Origin of the sequence: Luteibacter sp. RCC_6_2 (assembly GCF_041360655.1) — a bacterium.
Lineage (GTDB): Bacteria > Pseudomonadota > Gammaproteobacteria > Xanthomonadales > Rhodanobacteraceae > Luteibacter.
In genome coordinates this window covers 68513-89324 of record NZ_JBFUPQ010000003.1, presented here as the reverse complement: position 1 = coordinate 89324, position 20812 = coordinate 68513, and the positions used below count along the sequence as shown (strand labels likewise).

Below are 20812 nucleotides of genomic sequence, written 5' to 3'. Positions count from 1 at the left end.
AGCCGCTTCAGTGGCGATCCCGCGGAGCAGGCATGGTCCTGGTCGGGAGCCATCGCCGCTGAAGTGGCTCCCACAAAAAAGCGTCCTTTGACCTTGTCGAAGAAGGAGGGCGCCTTGCGGCGCCCTCCTTTTTTTACTTCGCCTTGTACAGCTCGCCCAGCCAGTCGGGCTTGCTCTTGTCCCGCTCGAGGTGCGGGTACTTGAGGCCTTCGTGGTAGTCGATCTTGATCGTCTTGTACTGGTCGAAATTCTTCACCAGCAGTTCGATCGGCGCCTTGTCGGTCTTCGCGGCGGTGACGGCATCCTTCAATGCGTCACCGTCGAATTCCTTGTTGTTCACCGCGACGATGTGCATGCCCGGCGACAGGCCAGCATTGAATGCCGGACCATCCCAGCGCACGTCCGAGATATCGCCCTTGGCCGACACCGCGAAGCCGGCGGAATAAGTCAGGTCGGTATAGTGGCGGCGCCCTTCGATGGCCTTGAGCGCATCGGACGGCTTGTCGTTGTAGACGAGCTTCCAGCCACCGCGCTCGATGCCTTCCAGGTCACCCTTGTGGCCGTCGACGCGATCGCGCAGGTAGGTGGCCCAATCGTATGGCGTGATGCCATTGAGCGTGGAGACCACTTCCTCGAAGGTGTACGGATTCACCTTCCAGTCGCCGTCCTTCATGCCGAAGAAAGCCTTGGCGAAATCGTCGAGCGAACGCTTGTTCTTGGTCAGCTCACGCAGCTTCGTGTCCACGTCGAGCCAGATCATCTGGCCGCCGGAATAGTAGTCCTCGCTCATCTGGTAGTTTCGATACGAGAGCGGACGACGCTGCGCGATGGTCGGGTCGTTGGTGGTGTCCTGGATGTTGCGCCAGGACAAGCCCGGACGGCCCTTGTCGTAGGTGGCGGCGACGAAGGCGAGCATGTCGCGCGCCTGGTCCTGAGATAGCAGGCCTGCACGCGCGGCGACCACGTTGCCCCAGAACTGCGTCTGGCCTTCATAGACCCACAACAAGCTGTCGCCCATCGGCACGTTGAAGTTCGGCGTGGCCAGATCGGCGCCACGGCGGTACTTGCCGTCCCAGGAGTGATTGTATTCATGCGCGAGCAGGTCGCGGCCGAGCCAGCTCTTGTCCCACTCGGTGAAGTAGTTGGGCGAGGCGCTGTTCTCGGACGAACGATGATGCTCCAGGCCGATGCCACCGAGTTTTTCGGTCAGCGCCAGCAGGAAGTCGTAATGGTTGTAGTGGCGCGCGCCGTAGAGCTTGTCCATCTGCTGGACCAGCTTGCGGTGGATATCGAGCGCCTCCGGCTTGATCTCCAGCGCCTTGGCGTTGTCGGCCACGATGTTGAGGTGCACCGGCGAGCGGCCGTTGGGATCGAGGTCGACGCGCTTGAAGTAGCGGCCGGCGAAGATCGGCGAATCGACGAGGTCGTCATAATCGATCGCCTTGAAGGTGACCGTGTCGCCGTCCTTGCTCGCCTGTTCCAGCGCCGTGCCGAACTGGAAGCCCGCGGGGAACTTCACCGATGGCTCGACCTGGATGCGATCCGCGCGATAGCCCGCCGGATACAGCGATACCTGGTTCCACTGCACGTTGACGATGTCCGGCGTCATGACGATGCGGCCCTGGCGGGTGTCCTGCGGCGTCAACGTCTGGAATTCCACGTCCACCGAGGACGCACCGGCCGGCACGTCCACATGGAAGGCGTAGACGTTGAACTCGTCGCGCTTCCATTCGATGCGCTTGCCTCCGGCGGTGACGATCAGGCCGGCGAACTGGTCGATCGGGCCGCTGGGCGAGTGGTGGCCCGGGATCCACTCCGGGAACAACAGGGTCAGCGGACCCGGCTGCGCGGGGATGTTCTCGCGCACGCGGAAAATGCGGCGGTCGAGGTCGGTGGCGTCGACGACGAGCTTGAGGGTGCCGTTATAGGCGGTGTCTTGCGGTGCGGGGACATCGTCCGCGCGGACGGCCGAGGCGCCGATACCTGCCAGGGCGGCCAGCAGCGCGGAGGCGAGCATGGTGGATTTCACTGTGTTCTCCCGTGGAACATGATGGTCGCCCGTCCATCCCTGTCGAGCGGGTCGGCGCGTTCCCCTGAGGCCCGCGCAAGCCCTCGATCCTAAACGCCGGGCTGCGGGGTTCCCTATGCCAGAGGTCACGGGCGGGGCTTCCGCCTTGACTTATCCATAGCACCAGGTGCTACCATATTCATGCATGAGCGAATGGACGCATCGCCAGCGGGTCTTCAAGACCGCCTGGTTCGCCAAGGCGGCGAAAAAAGAGAGGATTCCGGAATCGGAACTTCGTGCGATCACGCGCGAGATTCTGCGCGGGCAGGCGGATGATCTAGGTGGGGGTGTTTTCAAGAAGCGACTGCATCGGAACATGCACCGCGCCATCGTCGTTGCCAAGGGCCGTCGCTTCTGGATATTCACTTACTTATTCGCGAAAAAAGATCGAGCCAACATCGACGATGCGGAACTCGCCGCCTTTAAGAAACTTGCTGCCCTATATGGCGGCAAATCCGAGGACGACATCGAATGCGAAATCGCCGCCGGTGAACTCGTTGAGGTGCACAATGACCGCTAAGCGCAAATACAAGAGCGACGCATTCGAGGCCATTCACAGCGCGGTGGCCGGCATGCATCGCGCCGGAACGATCGACAAGACCACGATGAGGGAATTCGATGCCACGTGCATCGCCATTCCGCCAACAATCGAACCTGCACAGATCAAGCGTCTCCGCGAAACCAACCACGTAAGCCAGCCAGTCTTCGCGCGCTATTTGAATACCAGCGAAAGCACGATAGAGAAGTGGGAGACGGGCGCCAAGAAGCCTAGCGGCATGGCGCTGAAACTGTTGGCCGTGGTCGCGAAACACGGCCTTCAAGTACTGGCGTGATAAGAACCCGCCTCGCTACAAGGCGGTCTCTTCAGACGACCCGGATCAGGCCCGCGCGGGAATCTTCAGTCCGCGCTGCACCGCGGGACGCGACATGCCGCGTTCGAGCCAGGCGATGACATTCTCGTATTCGTCGAAACCGACCAGTTCGCGGGCACCATAGAAGGTCACGAGGTTGTTGACCCATCCCAACGTGGCGATGTCGGCGATGGTGTATTCGTCGCCCACGATCCACTCGCGCCCTTCCAGCCGCTTGTCGAGCACACCGAGCAGGCGCTTCGACTCCGCCACGTAGCGCTGCAACGGACGCTTGTCCTCGTACTCGCGGCCGGCGAACTTGTGGAAGAAACCCACCTGCCCGAACATCGGGCCGATGCCGGCCATCTGGAAGAACAGCCATTGGATGGTTTCCCAACGGCCGGTGGCATCCGCGGGAATGAATCGGCCCGTCTTCTCGGCCAGGTACAGCAGGATCGCACCGGACTCGAACAGGCCGATGGGCTTGCCGTCCGGCCCATCCGGATCGACGAGCGCCGGGATCTTCCCATTCGGGTTGAGCGCGACGAATTCGGGCAGCTTGCTTTCGTCCTTGCCGATGTCGACGAGGTGTGGCTCGTAGGGCAGGCCCAGTTCCTCCAGCATGATCGATACCTTCACGCCGTTCGGCGTGGGCAGCGAATAAAGCTGGATGCGCTCCGGGTGGGCCGCTGGCCATACGGCGTTGATCGGGAAACTCGTGAGGTCGGACATGGGACATTCCTGCGCGGCGTGAACGCTTGAAGGTAGGGGGTGGCTGGCGACGATTCAATGCCGCTCGCCCACGCAGGCGTACGTCGCGCCAAGCCAGCACCCCCGGCGCGACGGGGCGCCGGCTGTCGCACCGCATCGCATCGCACGCGCACCAGGACGCCCTGACGCCGCATACACTGCCTCCGCTCCAAGCCACCCCAACCGCCCGCAAAGGACTGCCATGGCCCAGCTACCCATCACCGCGTTGCGGTGCACCGTCATTCTCGCCGCCGCCTGCACGGCCGGCATCTGCACCGCGCGACCGGCGATCACACATCCCATCGCCGCCTTCGACCAGGCCGTCACCGCAGGGTTGCCTCGCACCGTCTCCCTTGCCGCTTCGGCGGAACGATCACGCGGCGTCGGGGGTGCGGACACCCTCGTCGTCGAATCGCATCTCGACATCGGCATTCGTTTCGCCGACGGGGAATCTGGAGACATGTACCTTGCCACCTGGCGAGGCGAACAGGCCGTCGTCACCCGTTCCGGTGACCACCTGGACATCACGGTGGCTCGTCGCGATGGTGTATCCGTCACCGGCTACGACCGCGATGACGACACGCCCCACGTCGTCGAGTCCGCGGACGCCGTCGACGCAAGGCCTGCCGCGGTGGAACACGCGAACCGTCAGGGCCCCTCGGGAAGGAATACGGATGGGCCCAGGCGTCCCAGCGCGGACCAACCGCCCACGCTGACATTCTGGATGTTCCTTCACGACGACACGCTCGGCATGGACCGAAGACACATACATGCCCGTTACGTCGCCTGGTGGATCGCGGACATGAAGAAGATCCTGCCTGTTCATCGGTTGTGGGCGATCTATAGCCAGCAGGTCGAGGGGCTTACCGATATGTCCTATGGACACGAGGAGTCGCTCCGCGACTGGACGACGGCGATCGATTTCTACGAACGGCGGAACAAGTTGCCGCGCATCCCGGGAAAGTTCGAGTACAAGTTCATGCTCGTCACGAGCAAGGAACCCCTGCCCGGTGTCACCGGGCAGGCATGGCTCGGCGGTGAAGAGGCGATTGCTTCGCTCTCGGGCCGCTACACGATCATCGCCCATGAGTACGGACACACCTTGGGCGCGACACACGACGACGCCGAGGTGCGATGGTCGTCCGTGTGGCCGTGCGAAACCAACCTGGTCTCCGGTACCGTCGCCATGAGGTCCAATTGCTACCGCTATTCGAGGAAGAACGAACGCAACATGCGCGTCCAGATGGCCCGGGAATGGACCGTGCCGGTCAACCCGGACCCACCGGGGATTCCGCTCTTCTGCGAATAGGGACGTCTATACCCCTATACATGCTCGTAACTTTTCGCTATAACCGGTAACAAGTGCTGCATCGCAGCACGCGCTGTCTGCTGAACGGAAGCGACGCGTTCGCACGCGTTTATCGGCTCATACCGCTCCGGCGACCCCTCGGTCGCCGGCGTCGGGGATGTGCCCGGGGGTCACCACAACATCGATATCCAGGTTCCGCGCCCGCGGAGCCCGGGCATGCCTTTGCCTTGAAATCGTTCCGAGGAGGCGTTTCTTCATGCTCAGCTTCAAGTCCCTCAACAAGACCACCCTCGCCGTCGCCCTGGCGCTCGCTTCGAGCCCCGCGGCTTTCGCCCAGTCGACGACGGGCGGCATCTTCGGACAGGCACCCGTCGCCGCCGGCCAGACGGTGGTCGTCACCAGCGATACCGGCCTCAGCCGCGAAATTCCGGTGGACGACCGCGGCAGGTATTCCATAAGCCAGCTGCCGCTGGGTACCTATACGGTCAGCTTGCGTGCCAACGGGCAGACCATCGACACGCGACAGAACATCGTGCTCAAAGTCGGTGCCGGCACCGAGGTGTCCTTCGCGGCGAGCGACGCCCAGACACTCAGTGGTGTCACCGTTTCCGCCTCGGCCTTGCCGAAGATCGACGTTTCCACCATCGATTCCCGCACCGTGGTCACGTCCGAACAGCTCGCCCGCCTGCCGCTCGGCCGCAATTCGGAAGCCATCGCGCTGCTCGCTCCGGGCGTGGTCAACAACGGCGGCAGCTTCAAGGGCCCGACGGGCAATTCCCTGGTGAGCTTCGGCGGCTCGGCGGCCAGCGAGAACGCGTACTACGTGAATGGTTTCGCCACGACCGACCCCTTGCGCGGGTTCGGCGGCCTGTCGTTGCCTTACGGCGCCATCGACCAGCAGGAGGTCTACACCGGTGGCTATAGCGCCCTGTACGGGCGCTCCGACGGCGGCGTGATCAACGTGGTCGGCAAGCGAGGCACGAACGAATGGCATTTCGGTGCACAGGTGCTGTGGGAACCGGGCTTCGCGCGCGCCAGCCAGCGCGACCGCTACTTCGAGAACGGCCTGCCCGCCACGCCACGCGCAGGCTCGTTGTATTCGCCCGACAGCGAGAACGACAGCGACAGCACCACGGTGAGCGCCTATGCGGGGGGCCCGCTGATCAAGGACAAGCTGTTCGTCTTCATCGCCGGTGAATTCCAGCGGCAGGAAGGCAACACCGTCAATCCCGTCAGCGGATACACCAGCACCAAGCCGTACGTGGACTACCGGTACAACTCGCCGCGCTGGTACGGCAAGATCGACTGGAACATCACGGACAACAACATCCTCGAGTTGACCGGCGCGTCGGACAAGTACGAAACCTCGGGCAGTGTCTACAACTACGATTACAACAGCCGTACACGTCTCGCCCGCATCGGCCAGAACGACGACACCAAGGCTGGCGGCGATCTCTGGACGGCGAAATACACCGGCTACATCACCGACGACCTCACCATCACCGCCCTCTACGGCAAGCTGCACACCACCGACTACGACGCCCCGGGCGGGTACGATCCCTCGCTCACCTACGTGGACGGCCTGGTCAACCAGAATCCGGCGTTGAACGGCGGCACCGGGCGCGGCAACAGCCAGACCGTGTCCAGCCTGATTCCTTCCGGGCGCGGCAACCGCACCACCAACACCCGCTTCGACATCACCTACAAGATCGGCGACCACACGATCACCGCCGGCATCGACAACCAGACCGCGACGGCGCTCGACCAGGGATCGGTCACCTCGGGCCCGGGCTACTCGTGGACGTATGGCCAGGGCGATCCCAACACGCCCATCTCCACCGGTCTTGGCGTGCCCGCCACGGGCGGCTTTCCGAACGGCGCCGAAGGCTATTACGTGGTGCAGAACATCAGCAGCAGCCTCGCCACCGTACGCTCCACCCAACGCGCCCAATACATCGAGGACAAGTGGCAGATCAACGACCGCTGGCTGCTTTCGGTGGGCCTGCGCAACGACCAGTTCCAGAACTTCAATGCGGATGGCGACGCCTTCGTCACCCAGCACAAGCCGCAATGGGCGCCACGCCTCGGCGCCAGCTGGGATGTGTACGGGGATGCGACCTTCAAGGTGTACGCCAACGCGGGCCGCTACTACCTCGGCCTGCCCCTCAACCCGGCGTTGAACGCCGCGGGCGGCGCACTCACCACGTCGCAATACTTCACCTATGGCGGCATCGCCGCCGATGGCACGCCGACCGGCCTCACCACCATCTCGCCGCCCGTCGCGGCGAACAACACCTTCGGGCAGCTGCCCGATCCGAAGACGGTCACGACCAAGGGCCTGAAGTCGGAGTACCAGGACGAGTTCATCCTCGGCTTCACCAAGACACTGGGTACCGACTGGGTCTATGGCGCGAAGGCCACGCAGCGCGTCCTGCGCAACGCCATCGACGACTATTGCGACATCGACCTGGTACTGGCCAAGGCCCAGTCGCTCGGCTACGACGTCACCACCGACAGCAACCCCGTGAGTTGCTGGCTGTTCAACCCGGGCAAGGCGAACACCTTCAATCTCGTCGACACCTCCGGCAACTACGTGAGCGTGCCGCTATCGAACAAGGAGTTCGGCTTCGACCGGCTGAAGCGACGCTACTACGCGTTGGAGACCTTCCTCGAACATCCCTTCAGCAACGGCTGGTACGGCAAGGTCAGCTACACCTTCTCGCGCAGCTACGGCAACACGGAAGGCCAGCTCCGCTCGGACCTCTACCGCGAATCGCGCGGCACGGGCCAGACCGCGGTCTCGACGACGCAGGACTGGGACAACTCGTACATCATGGTCAACACCAACGGCGTGCAGAACAACGATCACAAGCACCAGTTGAAGTTCTTCGGCTACTACGAGTTCACCCCCGAGTGGCTGGTCAGCGGCAACCTCAGCATGATCTCGGGCGCGCCGAAACCCTGCCTTGGATATTTCGGGGTCGACCGCACCGATCCGGCCGGTTACGGCAACAGCTATCACTTCTGCAATGGCCTGCCGTCGCCGCCGGGAAGCCACGGACGCCTGCCCTGGGTGCGCCAGATCGATCTCGGCGTCACCTATCGCCCGGCCTTCGCCGATTCCAAGCTGGCATTCAACGCCAACGTGTTCAACGTGCTCAACGAGCAGAAGGTGATCGGCATCTACCCCAACGCCGAGTCCAATCCGAACCTCGCCAATCCGCTCTATGGAACGCCGACCTCGCGCCAGCTTCCGCGTTATGTTCGGCTTAGCGTGAATTACGACTACTGACGTCGACAGACGTCGGAAACGCATCGGGGGCGGCCTTGCGGTCCGCCCCCGATATACATGGCGTGAAGCCAGGCGGGCGCCAGCTTATTCCAAGTCACCCAACCGTGAATCCATCTTCGGCGCGGCCAGCCAGCCGCCGATATCTTCGCCGATGGCATTCACCGTCCGCGACAGCACCGAACAGTTGCCCTTGAACCCGCCGAACGCGCCGCCCATCGAAGTGCGACGGGCCTTGAAGCTGCCCACGACCTGGCCGTTGTCGTATAGCTTGCCGCGCACCGACATCGACTTGCGGTGCCCGATGAACCCGTTACCGTCGGCTGCGACGTCGGTGATCTCCAGCTCCAGCGCACGGCCCGTGGTCGCGCTCGTGACCTGCGGCGCGAACGTCACCGGCACGCCGCCCTCCTTCGCCGTGGCGGCGATCGCATCGGGCAATTCCTCGTCGAGCTTGCACTCGGCGCGAACGGCCTTCGGGATCTCCGCATCCTCGTTGAAGGCCACAGGCCTCGGTACCGTCACGCCATCCGCCGCGAACGCCGCCGGCGCGGCGGCCAGCATCATCAGTGCGGCAAGTGTCCCCTTCCCCATCGTCCTCTCCCTTGATTGATCCATGCCGATCACGTCGGCGGGCATATTATGCCCGCGTGCGATTGAGCTTGCTGTGCTTCACCCCATAGGTGAAGTACACGATCAGGCCGATTCCCATCCAGATGGCGAAGCGCTCGAACGTGATCCAGGGCAAGCCCCAGATCAGCGCCAGCGAGAACAGGATGCCCAGCGGCGCCACGAACCACACGGCCGGCGTACGGAATTTGCGTTCCAGGTCCGGTTTGCGCACGCGCAGTACCAGGACCGATGCGCAGATGAGGATGAAGGCGCTGAGCGTGCCGATGTTCACCAGCTCGGCCACCTCGCCGATCGGCAGCAGGCCGGCGACGATCGCGGTGAAGATGCCGAGGATCATGGTCGGCCGTGCCGGCGTGCCGAAACGCGGATGCACGCGGGCGAACCAGGCGGGAAGCAGCCCATCGCGCGCGAGTGCGAACCAGATCCGCGCCGCGCCGAGCATGAAGGCGAACAACACGCTGATCACGCCGATCACGGCGGCGACGGCGATCACGTTGCTCAGCCAGGGCAGGCCGATCGCGTTGAACGCATCGGAAACCGAGGCTTCACCACTGAGCGTGGCGTACGGCACGATGCCGGTGAGCACGAGGGACACGGCGATATAAAGCACCATGGCGACGGCCAACGAAAGCAGCACCGCGCGCGGGAGGTCACGCTGCGGGTTCTTCGCTTCCTCGGCCGCCGTGGTGAGCGTGTCGTAGCCGAACACGGCGAAGAAGACCACGCTCGCGCCGGTGAGCACACCGTGCCAGCCGAAGTGGCCGACGCCCTTGTCGTCGAAGATCCGCTCCGGAATGAACGGGTGCCAATTGGCCGTATTGATGAAGAAGGCGCCGACACCGATGACCAGCGCCACGCCCAGCACCTTGATGCCGACGATGAGGGTGTTCAGGCGCGCGCCCCACTCCGTACGTACCGAAAGAAGGATCGCCACCAGCAGCGAGATACCGGCCGCGATCACGTTGAAGCGGTGAGCATCGGTCGGCGCGGCGACGGGCGCGGCAAACGAGACGCCAAGCGAGCCCAGCCCCTGCTGCCAGAAATACTTCATGGTGTCGGCGCTCATGCTCTTCTGCGCCCATTCCGGCAGGTGCACCCCGGCGCTGGCCAGCAATACCTGCACGTAGCCGGACCAGCCGATCGCCACGACGGCGACCACCAAGGCGTATTCGAGGAGGAGATCCCAGCCGATGATCCAGGCCGCTCCCTCACCGAGCACTGCATAGCCATAGGTGTAGGCACTGCCGGTGACCGGGATCAGCCCTGCGAATTCGGCGTAGCAAAGCGCCGCGCAGGCGCTGCCGAAGCCGGCGATGATGAAGCTCAGGGCCACGGCCGGCCCGGCGTTGAGCGCGGCCTGCTGGCCCGCCAGCACGAAGATGCCGACGCCGATGATGCCGCCGATGCCGATCGCCGTGAGCTGCCACAGGCCCAGCACGCGCCGGAAGTCCGTGCGCTGGCCGACTTCGGCCTGGAGCTGTTCGACGGACTTGTGGCGGAGGAACTTCGCTAACGACATCGGGTGGATCCCCTGGGGCTGGCTGACCGGGGATCATAGCCGGGCGAGCCCGGAGTGTCGTCAGCGCGGGCCGATGCGCCGTGTCAGCGTCCGTCGAGGGCCTTGCGTCCCAGGGCCGGGTCGTCGGTGAAGAACGCATCGATGCCAGTGGCCAGGTAGGCACGGATCTCAGCGACGGAGCCGGCCTCGTTGCGCGCGGCATCACCGGCGCCGTCACGGAAATCCGCGGCCAGGAAGTGATTTTCAGGACGGAAGGTGTACGGGTGGACCTCCAGCCCGGCAGCGTGCGCATCGCGAACCAGCGACGTCACGGGCGCCAGCCGGTCGTCCTTGCCCAGCGGAATGATGCTCCGCGTGGATGGGCCGATCGCGTCCGCATAAGCGGTGATGGCCTTCAGGCCCGAAGGGGTCATCATCTTGCCGTACGTGATCGACGGCTCGTCGGCCGGATGCTCCGCCGCATCGTCCATCAACTGCAGCAGACGGACGTTGGGATGACTCTTGCCCAACGTCCCGCGCAGGTACTTCAGGTTGCCGACCTCGAAGGACTGGATCTCCACCGGCGCGACGCGTGTGTAGGCATGGGCATCCAGGGTCGCCAGCACCTTGTCCTCCATCGGCAGGCCGAGGCCACGGAAGTAGGTGGAATGCTTGATCTCGGGGATGATGCCGATGACCCGCTGGCGGGCCGAGGCCTCGGCGGCGACGAATTCGATCATCTCGTCGAAGGTGGGCACGCTGAACTGCCCGTCGAACGCCGTGTTCGCCTTGCGGATATCGGCAAGGCGCTCGCGGGCGCGCAAGGTCTTCAGTTCGGCCAGCGTGAAATCCTCGGTGAACCAACCCGTGATGGTCACGCCATCGACCGTCTTCGTCGTACGCCGGCTGGTGAATTCCGGATGGGCGGCGACGTCGGTGGTGCCGCCGATCTCGTTCTCATGCCGGACCACCAGCACGCCGTCCTTCGTCGAGACCAGGTCCGGCTCGACGAAATCCGCACCGTCTTCGATCGCCACCGCGTACGACGCCAGCGTGTGCTCGGGCCGCAAGGCGCTGGCGCCGCGATGGCCGATGACGAGGACCTTCGCGGCAAGCGGGGCCACCGGGGCGGCGATCGTGGGCATCGGTATCGCTCCAAGGGCGAGGAACACAGCGCACGAGGATAGAGCAAACGCCCTCATCAGAAATCCGCCGTCAGGGTGAGGAAGCTCTGCCGCGGGGCGCTGGCGTGGAACGCCAGGGCGCGGCCCTGCGGGTCCGTCGCCGCGAACGCGGTGAGGTTCGTCGCGTAGCGGTGGTCCGTGAGGTTGGTGATGTTGAGCGCCAGGGTCAGCGCCTTCAGGTTGGCGACGGGGCCGAAGTCGTAGCTGGCGCCGAAATCGAACGAGGTCGCACCGGCCACGCTCTGGTCGTTCGTATAGGTGTAGTAGCGCTTGCCGGTGTACTTGCCGCGCAGGCTGGCCGACCAGGGCCCGGAGGTCCAGCTGATCTCGCTGGCGAACATGCGCTTGGGCGTATCCACCGTGGTCTTGTCCTTCACCGGGACGATCTTGCCGCCGGCGACATAGTTGTCGTCATACGTGGAGTCGTTGAACGACGCCGAGTTATACCACTCGAAACCACGCACGGGCTTCCAGATGAAGGTGAACTCGGCACCGCGGCTGCTCACCGAGCCGACGTTGACGAAGGCCGTGTTGCATTCCGGGCGCGTACCGACCTCGATGCTCGGGCAGGGATTGAGCGAGAGCAGGCGGTTGTCGAACTTCACGTCGTACAGCGCGACCGATGCTTCGTATCCCTCGCCGATGCTGCGGAAGCCGCCATCGATCGAGCGCGATTGCTCGGGCTTCAGGTTCGATTTCGTGCCATTGAACGCGGCCTGCGACACCGACAACGGGCCGCCCGCGCCGCCACCCTGGAAGGCGGCGATGTTCTTGGCATAGGAGAGGAAGATCTCCTGGCCCGGCGCGAGCTGGAACGCCAACCCGGCCTGCGGCAGCAGGGACTTGCCCGCTTTCAGCGTGCCATTGGCATAGGGGCTTTCCACGCCGGGCAGTTCGACCGCTTTCATGGTGGTGTGCGGGCTCTTCACGCCCACGTCGATGGTGAGGCGATCGTCCAGCGCCTTGAAGCTGTCCTGCAGGTAGGCTTGCTTGGTGGTGATCGTATAGTCCTGCGCGAACAGGCGGCGATCCGGATCGGAGAGATAGCGGTCGTCGCTGACCGGTCCGTCGATGTAGTAGAAATTTCGCTCGACGTGATGGTCGTTCTTTTCGTACCAGACGCCGCCTTCCACGTGGTGATTGCCCAGGTCCCACGACAACGACGCGATGGCGCCGTTGCGGTTGATCGTGTAGTTCGTGCTGCGGATCGAGATCGGCAGTTCTTCCGGGGTACCTGGATTGGACTTCTGTCCCGGTGACCACCAGTGGCCCTGGCCGGCGTTTTCGTGGTGATAGACCTGGGTATGCAACGTGGCCGCGTCGGCGACGGCGAAGTCGCCCGCGAGGTAGTAGAGATCGTCGCGACGCAGCGCTCGGCTCTGGTAATAGGCATCGTCGATGTTGTCCACGCCGCCGGAGAACCCGCATCGCGGGTCGCTCACGCCACCCTTGGTGTACGCGGGCGCGCAATACGCCGCCGCCAGCGCACGGTTCCAGTCGGGGGCGTAGAGGTTCCAGTCCCAGCCTAGACCGCGCTTCAGCCCGCTCTTGGAGAGATAGGCGTAGTCGGCCTGGCTCGTGCGCGAGGTATCGGCGAACCCTGTGATGCGGTTGCCTTCACCGAACTCATAGACGGCCTTGCCGTTGAACTGCTTGGTATTCGTCGGCGAATTGGGTCGTGCCCACATGTCCGCGTCGGCATGGGCACCGGACAGGTACATGGAGAAACCCTTGTAGTCGCCCGTGTCGATTCGCGCATACGTGCGCCGGTTGTGATCGCTACCGAAGGTCTGCGCCACCTTGCCGCCGAAGGTCTTGGCCGGGTCCGACGAAAAGTACTGGATGGCGCCGCCGAGGTTGCTGGTGGAGGCCGTGCCCAGGGCGCCGATGCCTTCGGACAACTCGACGGTGGCCATGTTCTCCGGCAACAGCGCGCGCGAGATGTTCAGGCCGTTGTAGTTGCCGTAGGCGTTGTCGCCGAGCGGCAGGCCGTCGAGCGTGTAGCCCAGGCGGGTGGTGTTGAAGCCGCGCAAGGTGATCGACTGCGATTCCTCGTTGGCACCGAAGGCATCGTTCGATTGAACCGACACGCCGGGAAGGCGGTTGAGGATCTTCTGCGGACTGGTCCCCGGCGGGAGCACCTTCTGGTCTTCCGGCACGATGCGCTGCACCTGGCGCGTTTCGCCCTGTCCGATGACGGAAACCGCTTCCAGATCCTGGGGCTTCGGCGGCGGCGCATCGTCGGCATGGGCCGGGAAGGCGAGCGCGGAGGCGAGGGCGAGGAACAGGGCGCGGCGGGAGTGCGTCATCGACAGGCAACTCGTCATGGGGAAGCGGACGAGGGTGACCGACAAGTGTTTACGTTTTTTTACGGTCACGCGAAGATGTTGCGAAGCGGTGACGTGGGTCGCAGTTGCGACGGCGTCCCCGAACTGCAACATCACGGCGTCACCATTCTCCCTTTTAACCTCACGGTACCGCCCATGCGCCAACTCGCCCGACTGGCCGCCCTGTGCCTCATGGTCCTCGCCGTCGAGGCCCACGCGGCACACCGCGTCATCGTCTTCGTCTGGGACGGCATGCGGCCCGATGCGATCAGCGAAGAAGACACGCCAAACCTCGCGGCACTGGTGAAACAGGGCTCCTACTTCGCGGACAACCACGCGACCTACCCGACCTTCACCATGGTCAACGCATCGAGTTTCGCCACCGGCTCGTTCCCCGGCACGATCGGCTTCTTCGGCAACCGCTTCTGGGCGCCGGGGGCCAGGGGCTTCGATGCCAAGGGCGTGCCGAGCGACTTCAACGCACCCGTCTACACCGAGGACTATGCGGTCCTCCGCGCATTGGACGATCACTGGGATCATGACCTGTTGCAGGCCCCGACGCTGCTTGGAAAGGCACGCAAGGCGGGCCTGAAGACGGCGGTGATCGGCAAGTCGGGGCCGGCCTTCCTGCAGGACATCCATGAAGGCGGGACGATCCTCGACGAGAACGTCGCCTTGCCACTGGCCTTCGCGAAGAAGCTCGCCGGCGCGGGTTTCCCGCTTCCCGCCAACACGGTGCATGCGTATGAACCGGATCGTTTCCAGCTGGAGCCGGACAATGGCACGCCGACGGCACCGCTCCCGCTGGTGACGTTGAAGGACGGCGTCACCTCCGATGCATCCGATGGCGCGGGGGCGCCGCCGACGGCCGCCAACGCCTACCTGATGCACGCCTTCCTCGATTACGTGCTGCCTGTCGAGAAGCCGGACATCAGCTTCGTCTGGCTGCGCAATCCGGATTCCACCGAGCATGCCTATGGTGTGGGCTCGCCCAATTTTCATCTTGCCTTGCGCGCGCAGGACGAGTTGCTGGGCAAGCTGCAGGTGCGCCTGAAGGAACTGGGCATGGAAGGCGACACCGACCTCGTCATCGTGTCCGACCATGCGCACAGCAACGTTTCCGGACCGGTGGATCTGTTTCCGTTGCGAACCATCAACGACGGCCGCGTGGGCCACGTCGACGCGGAGTGGGGATATTCCACGTCGGGCGCCATCCGCCTGGCCGATGAGATGAGCCGTGCGGGGTTTACCGCCTTCGACGGGTTCGGATGCATCTACGCGCCCGTGATGGCCGGCGTGAAGGCCGATGGCAGCCCGCTTCGACCGACCCGCTTCGACGACGACGGCAGGATCTGCGGCAAGCCAGGTCCTTACACCACCCCCGCCTACAAGGTCCCGGCCGAGTTGCCGAAGGACGCCTTCGTCATCGCCCCGAACGGCGGCAGCGAATACCTCTACCAGCCCACGCACGATCGCGAACTGGTACGGAAGGCCGTGCGTTTCCTGCAAAGCCGGGAGCCCTTCGGAGCGATCTTCGTGGATGCGCGCTACGGCAAGTTGCCCGGCACGCTGCCGCTGGCGACGGTGCACCTCGCCAACAAGCGCGCGCCGGACATCGTGGTGAGCTACGACTTCGATGCCGATGCCACGGTGCAGGGATTCAAGGGTACGGAATACACCAGCATGTCGAACGAACGGGGCATGCACGGCAGCTTCAGTCCCGTGGACGTGCACAACCTCCTCGTCGCGACGGGGCCGGATTTTCGGCAGGGCCTGCACAGCGAATTGCCCAGCGGTAATGTGGATCTCGCGCCGACGCTGGCTTCGCTATTGAAGCTCGACCTGGGGAAGACGGATGGACGCGTGCTGCGCGAAGGCCTGGCGGGTCGCAACGCCGACGGGCTCAACGTAAAGTCCGCCCAGGTGACGACCGACACAGCCACCGGCCTCGATATCCGCCGCGTCGACGGCTCCCCGATGAACCGGACGTCGTACCGTTTCGTCCTGAAGACCAAGCAACTCGACGACAACGGCAAGACCTATACCTATTTCGACGAAGCAAAAGCCGACCGCCAATGAGCCCCATGGCGATTCCTTATTCCTGTGGCCTCCTCAATTCCTGTGGGGCCCCCTCACCCTGGTGGGAGCCGACTTTGTCGGCGATCCCGCGGCAGCGGGCCAGACAGAGGCAAGCACCCATCGCCGCTGAAGCGGCTCCCACCAGGTTGAGGCAAGCACCCATCGCCGCTGAAGCGGCTTCCCACCGGGTTCGAGGCAAGCACCCATCGCCGACAGGGTCGGCTCCCACATAGGATTGGCTCCACGGAAAACCACGCTCCGGCATTTCTGCTAGTTTCCCGTCCCGAACCCCGTCTCCACCGGATACCCACGATGTTCAAGCCTCTCGCCCTGGCCGCGCTCTCGGCCGCCCTGCTTGCCGCCTGCGCCGGCACCCCCGCTGGAAAACCCGCGGCGCCCACCGGCGTGAAGGATGGGGCGACGCTCGACCTCGCCATCCTCGAGACCACCGACGTCCATTCGAACATCCTTTCCTACGACTATTACAAGCAGAAGGACGACCCGACCTTCGGCTACGAACGTGTCGCCACGCTGATCCGTCAAGCCCGCAAGGAATTCCCGAATACCGTGCTGTTCGACAGCGGGGACACCATCCAGGGTTCCGTGCTCGCCGACTACCAGGCGCTGGTGAAACCGGTGGGCTGCGACACGGAACTGGGCATCTACAAGGCGATGGATGCCGTGGGCTACGACGGCGGCACCGCCGGCAACCATGAGTTCAACTATGGCTTGCCCTTCCTCGCCCAGGTGACGAACACCGCAATGAACGTCGATGGCGTGAGCCCGCGACAGTGCGCCGGGCCGAAGTTCCCGCTGGTGCTTTCCAACGTCTACAGCGCACGCGACGGCAAGCCGATCTTCAAACCCTGGACGATCGTCGAGAAGACCGTCACGGCGACGGGTCCCGATGGCAAGCCGGTCACCACCACGCTCAGGATCGGCATCATCGGCTTCACTCCCCCGCCGATCCTCGACTGGGACAAGCGCAACCTCGCCGGCAAGGTCACCGTCGATGGCGTCGTCGAAGCCGCGAACAAGTACATGCCCGAGGTGCAAGCCCAGCACCCCGATCTCGTCGTGGCGATCCTGCACGGTGGACTGAACACGGCGCCGTACACGCCGCAGATGGAGAATGGCGGCTGGTACCTCGCCGGCGTGCCTGGCATCGACGCGTTGCTCCTGGGCCATTCGCACACGGAATTTCCCGGACCGCGCTATGCCGACATGAAGGACGTGGACGCGAAGCGCGGCCTCGTCCGTGGCGTGCCGGCCGTCATGGGCGGTTTCTTCGGCAAGGACCTCGGCGTGATCGACATGACGTTGAAGCGCGAAGGCGGCCGCTGGGTGGTGGACAAGGACAAGAGCCACAGCCAGGTCCGCCCGATCTGCCCGAAGAAGAACGAGTGCGTAGCCCCCGATCCGGCCATCGCGCCGATCGTGCGCGAGGCACACGAGGCCGCCATCGCCTATGTGAACACACCGATCGGTGCCACCGACCATCCGCTCAGCAGTTACTTCGCCGACGAAGGCAACATGTCCGCATTGGCGGTGGTCAACGCGGCGCAGATCGACTATGCGCGTGACGAGCTCGGCCGCACGCATCCGGAATGGAAGGGCGTGCCCGTGCTTTCCGCCGCATCCGCCTTCCGCACGGGCTTCGGTGGCCCGGACGACTTCACCGACGTTCCCGCCGGCCCGATGACGATCCGCAACGCGGCCGACCTGTACTTCTATCCGAACACGCTCGCCGCGGTGAAGACCGACGGCGCCGGCGTGAAGGCGTGGCTGGAGAAGGCGGCGACGCGTTTCAACCGGATCGATCCGGCGAAGGAGGGCGAGCAGGCACTGATCGGCAGCTTCCCCGGCTACAACTTCGACCAGATGCAAGGCGGCATCACCTATACCATCGATATCAGCAAGCCCGAGGGCGAGCGCATCGCCAACCTCCGCTACAAGGGCAAGCCGGTGAAGCCGGGGCAGCCGTTCATCGTCGTGACCAACAACTACCGCGCCAGCGGTGGCGGCGGATTCCCCGGCATGGACGACGCCAACATCGTGTTGAGCGCACCCGACGGTAACCGCGAAGTGGTGATCCACTGGGTGGAGGCGAAGAAGACGCTGACGCGCAAGGATGTCGACAAGCGTTCGTGGACTTTCGCGCCGCTGAAGACCAAGGGCGCGGTGACCTTCAGCTCGGCCAGCGGCAAGGAAGACGTGGCGAAGTCGCTCGGCCTGCCAATCCGCCAGCTGCGCGACAACGGTGATGGGACGGCGGTGTATTCGATCGATTTGTCGAAACGCTGAGCGTTCCGGCGGCTTGAATCGCCGACAGGGTCGGCTCCCACAACATCCTTCGTCCACATATAGTCAGCCGAGCCGCCCCTTGTCCATGCCGGTGGGAACCGACTCCATACCCCCGCATAGGCCATCTGGCCGCCCCTCGCCGCTTGACAGCCCCATCGCGCAAGGCATAACGTCAACCCATGCATCCCATCACGCCAGCACCGCGCTCCATCACGGCCCTCACGGCCGGCGTGCTCGCGTCCCTGTCCACCACCGCGACTACAACCACCACGACCACTACCCTGGTCGGAGGATCGGAGTTCGCGCGCGCCTAGTTCCCTTGTCGCTGCCGGCCCCGACCTCCCGCAGGACGGGACCGGCGCCAGAACTCTCAGCCGACAACCCACCTGACGTGATCGAAGGGCCTCTCACCGGAGGCTTTGATCGTGTCCATCGCTGTCGCACCACCTCGTTCACCACTCCGTGCCGCGCCCTTGCGCGCGGTCGTCCCGCCGTTCGTCGTCAATATCGGCATCGTCGGCCCCGGCAAGGTCGGTAGCGCCCTGCTCACCCAGCTCCGGCTGGCGGCGCCCCGCCTGCTCCGCGACTGCAACCTGGAACTTCGTCTGCGCGGGGTCAGCGACAGCCGCCACATGTGGCTCGACTGCGACGACGACGCCTTGAACAGCCGCACGCACGGCGCACAGACCTGGCGCCCCGCGGAACTGGACGAGTTCGCCGCCTATGTCGCGGGTGAACGGGGCGAAGCGGCCGTCCTCGCCGATTGCAGCGCCAGCGACGTGGTCGCCGACCACTACGCCGGCTGGCTGGCCGCCGGTATCCATGTGGTGACGCCGAACAAGCGTGCCGCCAGCGGACCGCTCGAACGCTGGCGCAGGATCGATGGCGCGGCGAGCGCCAGCGGCGCGCGCCTGCATTACGAAGGCACGGTCGGCGCCGGTCTTCCCGTGGTGCAGACGCTGCGCGACCTGATCGATACGGGTGACGAACTCACCGCCGTGGAAGGCATGCTTTCCGGCACGCTGGCCTGGCTGTTCAACCGCTTCGACGGCTCCATCCCCTTCTCCGCCCTCGTCCGCGAAGCGCACGCCATGGGGTACACCGAGCCGGACCCGCGCGACGATCTCTCCGGCATGGACGTGGCGCGCAAGCTCGTCATCCTCGCTCGCGAAGCGGGCCTGGCGCTCTCGCTGGAGGATGTCGCCGTGCACAGCCTCATCCCGGCCGATCTCGCCGCATGTTCGCGCGAGGAATTCATGGAAAACCTGGAAGGCATGGATGCGCCGATGGCCGCCCTGCTTTCCGAAGCACGAGCCTCGGGCCGCGTGCTCCGCCACGTGGCGCGGCTCGATGGCCGGCAGGCGTCGGTCGGCGTCCAGGCGATCGATCGCGAGCATGCCTTCGCCCACTCGCGGCTCACCGACAACGTGGTGCGTTTCGCCACGCGCCGTTACTGCGACAATGCGCTGGTCGTCCAGGGACCGGGTGCCGGTCCGGAGGTCACGGCGGCGGCGGTGTTCGCCGATCTGCTACGCGTGGCGGGCGCGATGGGAGTAAAACGGTGCGCATGCTGAAAGAAGAATCCTCGCCCCTGGCCCGTGCGGATGTCGCCGTGGCCGAGGCCTATGCCAGTGTCGGCAACGTCGGCATCGGCTTCGATATCCTGGGCCATACGGTCGCGGGTGCCGGCGACCGCGCCGAAGTGCGCCGCATTCCCGAGCGGGAAGTGCGCATCGCCGCCATCGATGGTGTCGTGACCGACCTGCCCTTGCACGCGCCCGACAACACGGCCGGTGCGGCGCTGCTATCGATGCTGCATGCATTGGACCTGCCCTTCGGCTTCGAGTTGACCCTGCACAAGGGCATCGCGCTCGGCTCCGGCATGGGCGGTTCGGCGGCATCCTGCGTGGCAGCCGTCGTCGCCGCGAACGCGCTGCTCGACGAACCCCTGTCGCGCGAGGCCCTGTACCCCTTCGCCCTCGATGGTGAAGTCGTCGCCAGCGGCAGCCGCCACGGCGACAACCTGGGACCGATGTTGATCGGCGGCCTCGTGTTGGCCACGACCTCCCGCCTGGTCCGTATCCCGGTGCCGGCCACCTGGCACTGCGCGCTCGTCCATCCGCACGTGGTACTGGAGACCCGGCGCGCGCGCGCCGCGCTGGCCGGCCATTACGCCCTGGGCGAATTCGTGGCGCAGAGCGCCAACTTGGCCCTCGTGCTGGCGGGCTGCTACCGCGGTGAAGCGGCCCTGGTACGCGAGGGCTTATCCGACGTGCTCGTCGAGCCCCGGCGTGCGCCACTGATTCCCGGCTTCGCCCAGGTGAAACAGGCGGCCCTCGACCATGGCGCCTTCGGTGCCAGCATTTCCGGTGCCGGACCCAGCGTGTTCGGCTGGTTCGAGGATCGCGCTTCGGCGGAGGCCGCGGCGCTCGACATGCGCGCCGCCTTCAAGGCCGCCGGCCATGACAGCGACGTGCTGGTCGCCCCGATCGACGGCCCCGCCGCGAAAGTGCTGTGAGC

The 20812-nt window shown here is 64.9% G+C and carries 14 protein-coding genes; 8 read left to right on the top strand and 6 right to left on the bottom strand.

Annotated features, from left to right (window positions below; all coding sequences use genetic code 11):
* Positions 1-133 precede the first annotated feature (133 nt).
* Positions 134-2017, bottom strand: a complete 1884-nt coding sequence (locus AB6730_RS03760) for a M61 family metallopeptidase (RefSeq protein WP_371022550.1) — start codon at positions 2015-2017, stop codon at positions 134-136.
* 196 nt (positions 2018-2213) lie between these two features.
* Between AB6730_RS03760 and AB6730_RS03755 the strand changes: the two genes are divergently transcribed.
* Both AB6730_RS03755 and AB6730_RS03750 read left to right on the top strand, forming a co-directional pair.
* Entirely contained in the window at positions 2214-2588 is a 375-nt protein-coding gene (locus AB6730_RS03755) for a type II toxin-antitoxin system RelE/ParE family toxin (protein WP_371022326.1), read from the top strand.
* On the top strand, positions 2578-2901 hold the full coding sequence (locus tag AB6730_RS03750; protein WP_371022325.1) for a helix-turn-helix domain-containing protein: 324 nt from the start codon (positions 2578-2580) through the stop codon (positions 2899-2901). Before AB6730_RS03755 ends, AB6730_RS03750 begins: the two co-directional genes overlap by 11 nt.
* A gap of 45 nt (positions 2902-2946) precedes the next feature.
* On the opposite strand, the gene AB6730_RS03745 is transcribed toward AB6730_RS03750, so the two are convergent.
* Entirely contained in the window at positions 2947-3651 is a 705-nt protein-coding gene (locus tag AB6730_RS03745) for a glutathione S-transferase N-terminal domain-containing protein (protein WP_371022324.1), read from the bottom strand.
* A 220-nt stretch (positions 3652-3871) separates the two neighbouring features.
* Between AB6730_RS03745 and AB6730_RS03740 the strand changes: the two genes are divergently transcribed.
* Positions 3872-4978: a reprolysin-like metallopeptidase gene (locus AB6730_RS03740; RefSeq protein ID WP_371022323.1), complete on the top strand. Its 1107-nt coding sequence runs from the start codon at positions 3872-3874 to the stop codon at positions 4976-4978.
* 256 nt (positions 4979-5234) lie between these two features.
* Positions 5235-8270: a TonB-dependent receptor plug domain-containing protein gene (locus AB6730_RS03735; RefSeq protein ID WP_371022322.1), complete on the top strand. Its 3036-nt coding sequence runs from the start codon at positions 5235-5237 to the stop codon at positions 8268-8270.
* Positions 8271-8354: 84 nt separating this feature from the next.
* Here the strand turns inward: AB6730_RS03735 and AB6730_RS03730 are convergent, their stop codons facing one another.
* The 4 genes from AB6730_RS03730 to AB6730_RS03715 all read right to left on the bottom strand — a co-directional run bounded on the left by AB6730_RS03730 (position 8355) and on the right by AB6730_RS03715 (position 13897).
* Complete coding sequence (locus tag AB6730_RS03730; RefSeq protein WP_371022321.1) at positions 8355-8861, bottom strand: hypothetical protein; 507 nt, start codon at positions 8859-8861, stop codon at positions 8355-8357.
* Positions 8862-8907: 46 nt separating this feature from the next.
* Entirely contained in the window at positions 8908-10419 is a 1512-nt protein-coding gene (locus AB6730_RS03725; RefSeq protein WP_371022320.1) for an amino acid permease, read from the bottom strand.
* Positions 10420-10502: 83 nt separating this feature from the next.
* Complete coding sequence (locus AB6730_RS03720) at positions 10503-11543, bottom strand: glycerophosphodiester phosphodiesterase (protein ID WP_371022319.1); 1041 nt, start codon at positions 11541-11543, stop codon at positions 10503-10505.
* A 56-nt stretch (positions 11544-11599) separates the two neighbouring features.
* Entirely contained in the window at positions 11600-13897 is a 2298-nt protein-coding gene (locus tag AB6730_RS03715; RefSeq protein WP_371022549.1) for a TonB-dependent receptor, read from the bottom strand.
* Between the two features lie 168 nt (positions 13898-14065).
* Here AB6730_RS03715 and AB6730_RS03710 point away from each other — a divergent pair, with 168 nt between their 5' ends.
* From AB6730_RS03710 to AB6730_RS03695, 4 genes are all read left to right on the top strand, one after another.
* Positions 14066-15988, top strand: coding sequence for an alkaline phosphatase family protein (locus tag AB6730_RS03710; RefSeq protein ID WP_371022318.1), 1923 nt, complete (start codon positions 14066-14068; stop codon positions 15986-15988).
* Positions 15989-16300: 312 nt separating this feature from the next.
* On the top strand, positions 16301-18292 hold the full coding sequence (locus tag AB6730_RS03705; RefSeq protein WP_371022317.1) for a bifunctional 2',3'-cyclic-nucleotide 2'-phosphodiesterase/3'-nucleotidase: 1992 nt from the start codon (positions 16301-16303) through the stop codon (positions 18290-18292).
* A gap of 425 nt (positions 18293-18717) precedes the next feature.
* A complete protein-coding gene (locus tag AB6730_RS03700) occupies positions 18718-19866 on the top strand; it encodes a homoserine dehydrogenase (RefSeq protein WP_371022316.1) in 1149 nt (382 codons plus the stop codon).
* The gene (locus tag AB6730_RS03695) at positions 19860-20810 is read left to right on the top strand and encodes a homoserine kinase (protein WP_371022548.1); all 951 of its coding nucleotides are present in this window, start codon (positions 19860-19862) and stop codon (positions 20808-20810) included. The genes AB6730_RS03700 and AB6730_RS03695 overlap by 7 nt, the downstream gene beginning before the upstream one ends.
* Positions 20811-20812 lie beyond the last annotated feature (2 nt).